This window comes from Rhodococcus sp. (in: high G+C Gram-positive bacteria) (assembly GCF_049286785.1).
Taxonomy (GTDB): Bacteria; Actinomycetota; Actinomycetes; order Mycobacteriales; family Mycobacteriaceae; genus Rhodococcus_F.
Map to the genome: position 1 here is coordinate 1 of NZ_JBAQEO010000536.1, position 10345 is coordinate 10345.

General features: G+C 64.5%; 9 protein-coding genes. 7 read left to right on the forward strand and 2 right to left on the reverse strand.

Features of this window, described 5'->3' with window-relative positions:
* Positions 1–237 precede the first annotated feature (237 nt).
* Positions 238–903: a response regulator gene (locus tag WAW17_RS19395; protein ID WP_422334557.1), complete on the forward strand. Its 666-nt coding sequence runs from the start codon at positions 238–240 to the stop codon at positions 901–903.
* A 190-nt stretch (positions 904–1093) separates the two neighbouring features.
* On the opposite strand, the gene WAW17_RS19400 is transcribed toward WAW17_RS19395, so the two are convergent.
* Positions 1094–2488, reverse strand: a complete 1395-nt coding sequence (locus tag WAW17_RS19400) for an IS1182 family transposase (RefSeq protein WP_422334563.1) — start codon at positions 2486–2488, stop codon at positions 1094–1096.
* A 284-nt stretch (positions 2489–2772) separates the two neighbouring features.
* On the opposite strand from WAW17_RS19400, the gene WAW17_RS19405 reads away from it, so the two are divergent.
* Together WAW17_RS19405 and WAW17_RS19410 are read left to right on the forward strand one after the other, a co-directional pair.
* Positions 2773–4272 carry an aldehyde dehydrogenase family protein gene (locus WAW17_RS19405; protein WP_422334558.1) on the forward strand — a complete coding sequence of 500 codons (1500 nt, stop codon included), beginning with the start codon at positions 2773–2775 and terminating at the stop codon, positions 4270–4272.
* Positions 4273–4323: 51 nt separating this feature from the next.
* Positions 4324–5955: a fatty acid--CoA ligase gene (locus WAW17_RS19410; RefSeq protein ID WP_422334559.1), complete on the forward strand. Its 1632-nt coding sequence runs from the start codon at positions 4324–4326 to the stop codon at positions 5953–5955.
* Positions 5956–6021: 66 nt separating this feature from the next.
* On the opposite strand, the gene WAW17_RS19415 is transcribed toward WAW17_RS19410, so the two are convergent.
* A complete protein-coding gene (locus tag WAW17_RS19415; RefSeq protein ID WP_422334560.1) occupies positions 6022–6213 on the reverse strand; it encodes a ferredoxin in 192 nt (63 codons plus the stop codon).
* 623 nt (positions 6214–6836) lie between these two features.
* Here WAW17_RS19415 and WAW17_RS19420 point away from each other — a divergent pair.
* From WAW17_RS19420 to WAW17_RS19435, 4 genes are all read left to right on the forward strand, one after another.
* Positions 6837–7514 (forward strand): MlaE family ABC transporter permease, encoded by a 678-nt coding sequence (locus WAW17_RS19420; protein ID WP_422334564.1) that lies wholly within the window; start codon positions 6837–6839, stop codon positions 7512–7514.
* 141 nt (positions 7515–7655) lie between these two features.
* Positions 7656–8435 carry an MlaE family ABC transporter permease gene (locus WAW17_RS19425; protein WP_422334565.1) on the forward strand — a complete coding sequence of 260 codons (780 nt, stop codon included), beginning with the start codon at positions 7656–7658 and terminating at the stop codon, positions 8433–8435.
* Between the two features lies 1 nt (position 8436).
* Positions 8437–9600 (forward strand): MCE family protein, encoded by a 1164-nt coding sequence (locus WAW17_RS19430; protein ID WP_422334561.1) that lies wholly within the window; start codon positions 8437–8439, stop codon positions 9598–9600.
* The coding region (locus WAW17_RS19435) for an MCE family protein (protein WP_422334562.1) at positions 9597–10345 on the forward strand (749 nt) is incomplete at its 3' end. The genes WAW17_RS19430 and WAW17_RS19435, both read left to right, overlap by 4 nt.

A 10345-nucleotide genomic window follows, 5' to 3' on the forward strand; every position in this document is an offset into this window, starting at 1 on the left:
GGCCATGGCGCGCTCACGCACCCACTCGGGCCCCACGGCCAGCAGGACACCGAGCGACACGACGGTCGCGGCACGTACCGCTACCACGACCCGAGCCAGGCCGTAATCGCTCAGTCCGGGCATCAGCGAACGAAGACGCTCAGGCATCGTCATCCGCGCCGCCACCTGAAACTTCTGGAACCACGGGCACCCCGGAATCTCTGAACATCCGAACGGCCATAAGTTACCATCGCGCCAATGACCGAAGAGCCAAACACCGTCGTGATTGTCGACGATCACGAGCTTTTCGCCCAAGGGCTCGCCTTGCTGCTCACCCACCACTGGGGTGAGCTGTTCACGGTTGCCGGACGAACCGCATACGTGGAGGAGGCAGCCGACCTGGTGGCGACCACCGGCGCGGACCTGGCCATCGTCGACCTGTCCATGCCACCACTCGGAGGCGTCGCGGCGATCCGCCACATCAAGAGGCTGCACCCAGGTACACGAATTCTGGCATTATCCGGCACCGATGACCTCGGCCTTGCCGAGGAAGCCATACGCGCGGGTGCGGACGGGTTTCTACCGAAGACCGCGCAGCCCGATGCCCTGGTCGGGCCGTTGCGCACTATCGCGGCTGGGTTTCGGGTCATCGACGGCTCGGTCCTGAACGCGTTGCTGAGCAAGGCCCGCACGCCGTCCGCCGAGTTGATGGACAAACTCGGTGCCCAGGATCTGAAGCTGTGGATGCTCCTCGCCACCGGCATGGAAACGGTCGACATCGCCAAGCGCATGCTGGTCTCCGAGCGCACCGCCAAGCGGATGGTGGCCGCCCTGCTGCACAAGCTCGGCGTCTGTAACCGGATTGCCGCTGCTGCGATGGCTGGACGGGTCGGGCTGCTCGACACGGACGACCTACCTTCCTAGCTACTTCGACCTGAAAAAGTCGGGGTGTGGCGGTGCGTGATCTAGGAGCCTGGGTCGGTATTGCCAATTGGTGTCGTCGCGATGGTGCGGCTGGAGTGGATTGCGCGGCGGCGGGTGGGCAGATGGGTTCGGCATGGACGCAGGTTGCGCGGGTCCGTCCCGGCGTTGTGGGTGGCGGCTGCCTTGCCGGTCAGCTCGCGGCGAGGGCCGCGAGGCCGTGGACCCCGACCACGCCGTGGAGCTTGCGGAGGTTGTGACAGGCGGCGAGCAGCAGCCATTCCCCGCGGGCCTGGTCGAGTCCACGGAGCAGCAGGTGTTTGGCGTTCTGCAGGGTGCTCATCTGACCGAAGACCGGCTCGACGATGGCCTTCCGTCGGGCGTAGACCTTGCTGCCCTTCCGGGTGGCCAGCTTGCGGGCCATGCGTTGCTTGCCGTTCGCGGACTTGGGGATCCGCCCGCGCGAGGCCACCGCTGGTGGGTCGTCGCGGCGCCGACGCCCGGTCGCGACATAGAACTCGGTGCCGTGTTCGTCGGCGAACTCGGCGGCCCGGTCGAGGTTGTCGGCCGAGCAGTAGCCGGCGTCGGCAAGGACCTGTTCCGGGACCTGCCCGGTGTTCGCGGCGGCCTGCTCGGTCATCGGCATCAGATTGCCGACATCGGCGGCGTTGGTGTTCACGTCGGTGGCCACGATCACCTGGTGGTCCTCGTCGACCACGGCCTGCGCGTTGTAACACTGTCCGAAGGCGCCGTCGCCGGTCAGCATGATCTTCGAGTCCGGGTCGGTGAAGTTACGTTGCGCCTTCGGTTTCGGTGTTGCCTTCTCCGCCGCGGCGGCGCCCGCGCCGGCGGCGGTGTCATCGTCGTCTCCGCGGTCGCGGGCCTTCGTCTCGGCCCGCTCCCGCGCCGCCTGCCGCGCCTCGGCTTCGAGGGCGGCCTTCGCCTCCCGGATCGTCGCCAGCCGGGTTTCGCGGCGCCGCAGCTCCTCGGGCAGCTCGTCGCCGCGCTTATCCCTACCGAACTTCGCGTCTTCGGCCCTGTCGATCCGGTCGGCCTCGGCCAGCAGGGCCGAGACCTCGTCGGCGAGGACCTTCTCCTTTTCCGACATGCGGGCGTAGCTCATCGCCTTGCGTTTGGAGGCGTTCGCCCGCACCTTCGTCCCGTCCAGGGCGACCCGGCCCAGCCGGACCATGCCCGCGGCCTGGCACAACGCCAACGCCTGCACGAACAGGTGTCCGAGCGCGGACAGATGCCGTGTGCGGAACCGGGCGATCGCCCGATAGTCGGGGGCCGCCCCCGCGGCGAGCCACCGGAACGGCACGACATCGGTGCATTTGCGTTCGATCGCCCGAGACGAGCGCACCCCGGTGGTGTATCCGTAGAGCAGGATGCGCACCATCAGCCGCGGATCATAGGGTGGGGCGCCGCGGCCCTCGGTGTAGGCGGCGCGGACCCGGGACAGGTCCAGATGCTCGTCGACCAGCTCGGCGATGAACCGGGCCAGATGCTCGGCAGGCAGCCAGTCGTCGAGCGAGGGCGGCAGCAACAACCCCTGATCCGGGTCGAACGCCCGGAACGTCTTGTCCACCGGCGGCTTCGGCACCCCGAAATCGGGTTCGACCCGCTGCGCAGGGTCTACCTCGAACAACCCACCATCATCGAGATCATCAGGCACGCCCCATCATCTCGCACACCCGACCATCGGCTGAACACCCCGCTCGGCGTGTTACCGACCCACGCTCCTAGCCGTTCACTCGTTCTGAAAAGCCACCGCGGCCCGTGGAGGCCAGAGTTGGCCTGTCGGTGCGTCGCGCTCGCCGTTGTTCCGCGTCAGAGTCCAGGTGTCGGATTCGAGCAGAAAGGCGAACGCGAATGACTGCCATACAAATTGAGGTACCGGAACTGGTACGACCACTGCTCTCGCGGGCCGCGGAGAGCATCTTCGTCGGTGGCAGTGCGAGCGCAGCGGATCAGGGCGGTGAGATCGACACGCTCGATCCCGCGACAGGCGCGCTGTTGACACGGATCGCCGCGGGAACCGCTGCCGATGTGAACCGGGCGGTGACCGCCGCGACAGCCGCCCTGCCGGTCTGGCAGAGTCTCAGCCCGGCGGCACGCGGGCGGGCACTGATGGACCTCGCCACACTCATCGAGGAGAACGCCGAAGAGCTGGCAATTCTCGAAACGCTCGACAACGGCAAACCGATCAACGAGTCCCGCTTCATCGATGTAGGAATCACCGGTGCCGTGTGGCGGTACTACGGCGGCTGGACCACCAAACTCGGTGGTCAGACGCTTCCGGTGTCGCCGCCGGTCGGGGAGGCGTTCGTCTACACCCGCCGCGAACCCCTCGGGGTGATCGGCGCGATCGTGCCGTGGAACTTCCCCCTCATGCTGGCCTCGTGGAAGCTCGCCCCTGCCCTCGCTGCCGGGAACACCGTCGTCCTCAAGCCGTCGGAGATGACGTCGCTGACCGCCCTCCGGTTGGCGGAGCTGGCTATCGAGGCCGGGCTGCCGCCGGGAGTGCTGAACGTGGTGACCGGATACGGAAACGAAGCGGGTCAGGCCCTCCTCGACCACCCGGGCATCGCCAAGATCAGCTTCACCGGCTCGACCGCGACCGGACGTCGCATCGTTGCCGCGAGCGCGGCAGACCTCAAACGGGTCACCCTGGAGCTGGGCGGCAAATCGGCCAATATCGTGTTCCCGGATGCCGATCTGGCTGCGGCAGCTCAAGGCGCACTCGCGGCGATCTTCACCAATCAAGGGCAGGTGTGCTGCGCCGGATCGCGCCTGTTCGTCCACAAGGACGCGCACGACGAGTTGCTCGAGGAGCTCACCGCGGCGGCCGGGGCCATCACGCTCGGTCACGGGCTGGCCGAGGAGAACGACATGGGTCCGCTCATTTCGTCGACGCAGTTGGCGCGGGTGCAGGGCTACGTGGCTTCGGGTATCGAGGAGGGCGCAACGCTGGTCTGCGGCGGAGACCGTCCCGGTGGAGACCTGAGCGATGGTTACTTCCTTCGGCCCACCATCTTGACCGGTGTTCGCGACGAGATGAGCGTCGCCGCCGAGGAGATCTTCGGGCCGGTGCTGTCGGTCTTCACTTTCGAGGACGAGCGTGAGGTCGTGCAACGCGCGAACGCATCGAAGTACGGTCTGGCAGCCGGACTCTGGACCAGTGACCTCAAGCGCGGTCACCGAGTCGCACACGCACTGGAGGCCGGCACCGTGTGGATGAACATGTACAACATGCTCGACCCGGCTGCACCGTTCGGGGGCTACAAGGAATCCGGCTATGGGCGGGATCTCGGCGAGGAAGCCCTGCTCAGCTACACCCAGACCAAATCGGTCTGGGTCAACCTCGACTGAATCCGCCCGGGCACCAGCACAAAACACATTTGGAGAGAAAGCGGTACATCGATGTACAGCACCATGCAGGACTTTCCCTTGACCGTCACGGCAATACTTCGACACGGTACCCACGTCCACGGCGACCGAGTCGTATCCACCGCCACCACGAACGGCCTCCGCACCACCACCTACCGCGAGTTCGGCGCGCGGGTGGCGCAGCTGGCACACGCGCTGCACCGCATCGGTGTCACCGGCGATCAGCGCGTGGCGACCTTCCTCTGGAACAACCAGGAACATCTCGAAACGTACTTCGCGGTGCCGTCGATGGGTGCAGTCCTGCACACGCTCAACATCCGGCTACCCAGCGACCAGATTGCGTACATCGCCAATCAGGCCGAAGACCGAGTGATTATCGTTGATCTGTCGCTAGCGGCTCTGCTGGCCCCGATTCTGCCCCAGTTGCCGACGGTGCATACGGTCGTCGCTACGGGCGAAGGTGATATCGACGCTCTCGTCGCTTCCGGGAAAACGGTAGTGCGCTACGACGACCTGATCTCGGGAGAACCCGTCGAGTACCCGTGGCCGGAACTCGACGAAAACTCTGCAGCTGCAATGTGTTACACCAGCGGAACCACCGGAAACCCGAAGGGTGTGGTGTACAGCCACCGCTCGACGTACCTGCATTCCACCGCGGCGTGCACCATGAACGGGCTCACTATCGGCGAGGGCGATCGCATCCTGCCGGTCGTGCCGATGTTCCATGCCAACGCGTGGGGCCTTCCGTATGCCGCGCTGATGGCGGGCGCCGACCTCCTGCTTCCCGACCGTTTTCTGCAGGCCGATCCGCTGATCGACATGATCGAGACTGGGCGGCCCACAATCGCCGGTGCCGTCCCGACCATCTGGAACGACGTGTTGCAGCGTCTCGATGCCGATCCGGGGCGGGATATCTCCTCGCTGCGGCTCGTCGCGTGCGGTGGTTCGGCGGTCCCCCTCTCCTTGATGCAAGCGTTCGAGGAAAAGTACGGCGTGCCGGTCCTGCAGGCATGGGGGATGACCGAGACATCGCCGCTCGCCGCCCTCGCACGCCCGCCTGCCGACACACCGCCCGAGCAGCGCTGGGCTCTTCGCTCCACACAGGGCCGGGCCGTCTGCGGTGTGGAGGCCCGGATTGTCGACGACCGCGGGGAGGCGCTACCCGAGGACGGTCGGTCGGTGGGTGAACTCGAGGTCCGCGGGCCCTGGATCACCGGCTCGTACTACCAGGACGCCGACACGTCGAAGTTCTCGAACGGATGGCTCAGGACCGGTGATGTCGGCAGGATCGACCCACACGGTTTCATCACTCTCACCGACCGTGCCAAGGACGTGATCAAGTCGGGCGGTGAATGGATATCCTCCGTCGAACTGGAAAATCTGATCATGGGCCATCCCGCGGTCCTGGAGGCTGCTGTGATCGGCGTGCCGGATGAGAAGTGGCAGGAACGACCCTTGGCTGCGGTCGTCGTGAAGCCGGGGGCCCAGGTGTCCGCCGAGGACTTGCGGACGTACCTGCAGGACAAGGTCGTCCGGTGGTGGCTGCCGGAGCGCTGGACATTCATCGATCAGGTGCCGCGCACCAGCGTCGGCAAGTTCGACAAGAAGAATATCCGAGCCAGTTACGCGGAGGAGACGCTCGGCGTAGTCCACGTCCACGAGTGAACCCGGTCGTCCCGTGTCCTGTGAGCCACCGGTGTGGCCACAGGACGCGGGCCTGCGAAGGGATTGTCAGCCGAAGACCTTGATCGCCTGTGCGGGGCACATTGCCGCAGCACGCTGGACCGCCTCGCGGTGTTCCTCGCCCGGATCGGCATCGAGGACCGTCACCTGCGGGTCTTCGTCGAGATCGAAGAAATCGGGAGCTGCAAGCAGGCACTGGCCGTGACCTGCACACAGCTCGAAGTCGACAGTGATATGCATCAGAATCTCTCCAGTCGTTCGGTAGTGAATCACTGACAAGTATTGCCTCACAATGCACATCGGAAACGGTCTGCACGCGCCAGCACTGGCCTTGAAGTGCCATCGCGCACCGGTCAGGAATGCGCAGCACCGCATCGATCGTGTACCGAGCGGCGCGCACCGAAGACACCCACTTGTGTTGGTTTAGGCCCGCAGAGGCCACCATTTGGCCTGCGCGACCATATCGGAGAGCGTTGCGGCACGCGAACATTGAGCGGAACCAATAGGGCGTGATGTGCGCCACACTGTCATCTGAGTTCTCATCGCCCGGATTTGCGAAACCACAGCCCAGCTCATGCCGTGTGAGGACGTACACCGCAAAGGACACATGGATGCCTTACGCGACACAGCGTCTGCGCATCCCGGGGAAGTTGAGGCGGCAAACCGTGGCGCGTGATGCTCGGTCCAATGTCGATGACGCAACTGACATCAATGCTTCACTCATGAGCTCGGGAGGGCATTTGCAATCACCGGACAAGACTCAGGCATCGGAGGCGAGGGGTTTGCAGGCCACGGCCGCGCTGCGTGTGGCGCCCCGGGCGGTGGGCGCTTTCTACGCGACGTCGCTCGAGACGTTTCACTACATGTTCAAGCGGCCGTTCTACCTGAGAGAGTTCCTGTCGCAGGCCTGGTTCATCGCCAGCGTGTCGATCATGCCGGCCCTGTTGATGGCGATCCCCTTCTGCATGATGTTCGTCTATCAGATCAACATCCTGCTCGCCGAGATCGGAGCGGTCGATCTCAGTGGCGCCGGTGCCGGCGTCGCGATCATCCGCGAGATAGGCCCGGTAGTAACAGTTCTGGTCGTAGCGGGCGCGGGATCTACCGCGATCTGTGCCGATCTGGGCTCCCGGACCATTCGCGAGGAAATCGATGCCATGAAGGTTCTCGGCATCGACCCGATCCACCGTCTCTGCGTCCCCCGCGTGCTGGCCTCCACCGTCATCGCGATGTTCCTCAACGGATTGGTGTCCGCGGTCGGTCTCGTCGGCGGTTACATCGCCACCGTGTACATGCAGGGCGCGTCGCCGGGACAGTACGTCACCGCCGTCTCGATCCTTACCGGGCTCGGAGATTTCGCCGTCAGCGAGATCAAGGCGGCGGTGTTCGGGATGCTCGCCGGTCTGGTTGCCTGCCACCTCGGACTGAATGTCCGCGGCGGCCCGAAGGGAGTGGGAGACGCCGTCAACCAGACGGTGGTCTTCAGCTTCCTCCTGCTGTTCCTCGCGAATTCGATCATCACCACCTTGACTTTGCACTGAACACGATCGAACAACTGACAGAAGCCGCACGATAAGGACGACGGGAATCTCGTGTCGAAATCCAGCAAGTCTTCGGGGGTCCGGAGAACCGGCGCAGTCGCGATCAAAGCGATCGATGCACCGGTCAGCCATCTCGAGGAGATGGGCAGACAGCTCTCTTTCTACAGCCACACGATCGCCTCGATCCCACGCACGTTTCGGCGTTACCGCGCCGAGACGGTCCGCCTCCTCGCAGAAGTGAGCATGGGCACCGGAGCCCTCGCCGTGATCGGCGGCACCCTCGTGGTCGTCTCTATGCTGACTGCCGCGGTGGGCTACGAGGTCGGCCAGCAGGGCGCGACCTCCCTCGGACGAATCGGTATCGGAGCCCTGTCCGGCTTCATCTCCGCGTTCTTCAACACCCGCGAAGCGATTCCGGTAATCGCAGGTATCGCGTTGACGGCGACCGTAGGAGCCGGTTTCACGGCACAGCTCGGCGCCATGCGCGTGAGCGAAGAGATCGACGCGATGGAAACAATGTCGATCCCTTCCCTCCCCTACCTGGTCACCACCCGGGTGATGGCCGGGGTGATTGCGGTGATCCCGCTGTACTCGGTCGCATTGTTCATCGGCTACGCCGCCACCCAATTGGTCACCGTCTACATGGTCGGGCAAGCCGAGGGTACGTTCTGGCACTACTTCGACGTCTTCCTGGTGCCCAGCGACGTGATCTGGTCTGCGGTCAAGGTGCTGGCCATGTCCGTGGTCGTGATGTGCGTGCACTGCTATCACGGGTACAACGCCAGCGGGGGCCCCGCGGGTGTGGGTGTCGCGGTCGGTCGAGCAGTTCGAACGTCGCTGATTTCCATCATGGTCATCGACCTACTCATCGGTATCGCCGTCTACGGTGGCACCGCCGGAGCAGTAAGGGTGTCGGGCTGACATGAGTGGACATCTGGCAGAACGCAGCCGCAAGGCTTACGTCGCACTCGGCCTCGTCCTGGTCGTACTGGGGGCCTTGGCGACAGCCACCTCGATCGCCGTCTACCGGGGAAGCTTCACCTCGGCCATCCCGGTCAAGCTCTACTCCGCGCGCGCCGGGTTGATGCTCGAAGCCGGATCGGATGTCAAGATGCGCGAGGTCGTCGTCGGCCGCGTCACCGAAGTGGAGCTGGTCGACGGACAGGCCGAGATCTCCATGGACATCGACAAGAACCGCGCACAATCCATTGCCGCGAACGTCTCGGCGGCAATCGATCCCACAACCCTGTTCGGTCGCAAATTCGTCAGCCTCCGTCAACCGGAATCACCCTCTGCGGAACCGATCTCGGCAGGAACGGTACTCTCGACCGGTCAGGTGGCAACAGAGGTGAACGATCTGCTCGAGTCGTTGGTGACCGTGCTGCGCACCGTGGAGCCGGAAAAGGTCAACGGATCACTGAACGCGTTGGCGACCTCGCTGCACGGTCGCGGCGACCCGCTCGGCAACACGATGGTCGAGCTCAACACCTACCTGTCGAGCTTCAACGACAGTCTTCCCACGTTGCAGCGCGACCTGGTGCAGGGCGCGCAGACCACCGACATCCTGGCGGCCGCGACTCCGGATGTGATGAAGACCGTCGATCATGTGAGCACAACGGCGACGACCATCACCGAACACCAGAACCAGTTCGCAGCGTTTCTCCTCAGCTTCACCAGTTTCGGCAACAGCGGCCGCTCCTTCTTCGAGGCAAGCGGAACACCACTTACCGAGTCGCTGTCCTCATTGGCACCGACCACCGAACTGCTGGCCGAACGGGCGCCGACACTGCCCTGCCTGGTCGAGAGCCTGGCCCAGACCAACTCCTACCTCGAAAGAACAGTCGGGGGCAGTGACATGCCCGGATTGAACATCCTCAGCACCCTGCTGATGGGGGATCCTCCCTACACGAATCCGGCCAACCTCCCCGTCGTGCGGGCGGACGGGCCGGTCGCCTGCTACGACTCGTCCAAGCCGCAGGGCCACACCGACTTCGACGACGGAAGCGGCGCATACCGATCCGCGCGTACCCCCATGGATCTGATCGGCAACCCCTTCACGCAGTTGTTCACCGGAGGTCTGCGATGACCAAGAGTTCGCCAGCCCTGAAATTGCTGATCTTCGTGTTGGTGACGACATTGACCGGATTCGGTGTGGCGACGGTGGTCGGAAACCTCCGCTTCGGCAGCACGAACACCTACAGCGCGGTGTTCTCCAGCGCATCCGGGCTCGGGAACGGAGAGGATGTCCGTGTCGCAGGAGTGCCTATGGGCAAGGTCACCGATGTCTCGCTCAATCCCGACGGCACGGCACTGGTCACATTCTCCCTGTCCACCGAGCGGCCTCTCACCGCCGCAACCGAGGCGAAGATCAAGTACAAGAACCTGATCGGCGACCGGTATGTCGACCTGGCCCAGGGTGCATTCGATCCGCGCGCACTCGATGGCCCCATCCCGCTCGAGCAGACCACTGCGGCCTTGGATCTCGACCAGGTCGTCAACGGTTTCCGGCCCCTTCTCCAGGGGCTCGATCCCGATCAGACCAACCAACTGTCGACCTCGTTGATCCAGGTACTCAACGGCCAGGAGGCAAGTATCAGCCAATTGATCTCGCAGATCGGTACTTTCACCAATGCACTCGCCGACCGTGATCAGGCCATCGGTCAGGTGATCTCGAACTTCAACACAGTGCTCGGCACCGTCAACACCCGCCGGGACCAGTTCGCGGCCCTCGTCGATCAACTGCAGCAGTTGGTCGCCGGCCTCAACGGGGACCGGGACTTGATCAGTCATTCGCTGGGACAGATCGACGACGTCACCAAGACGATAGGCGA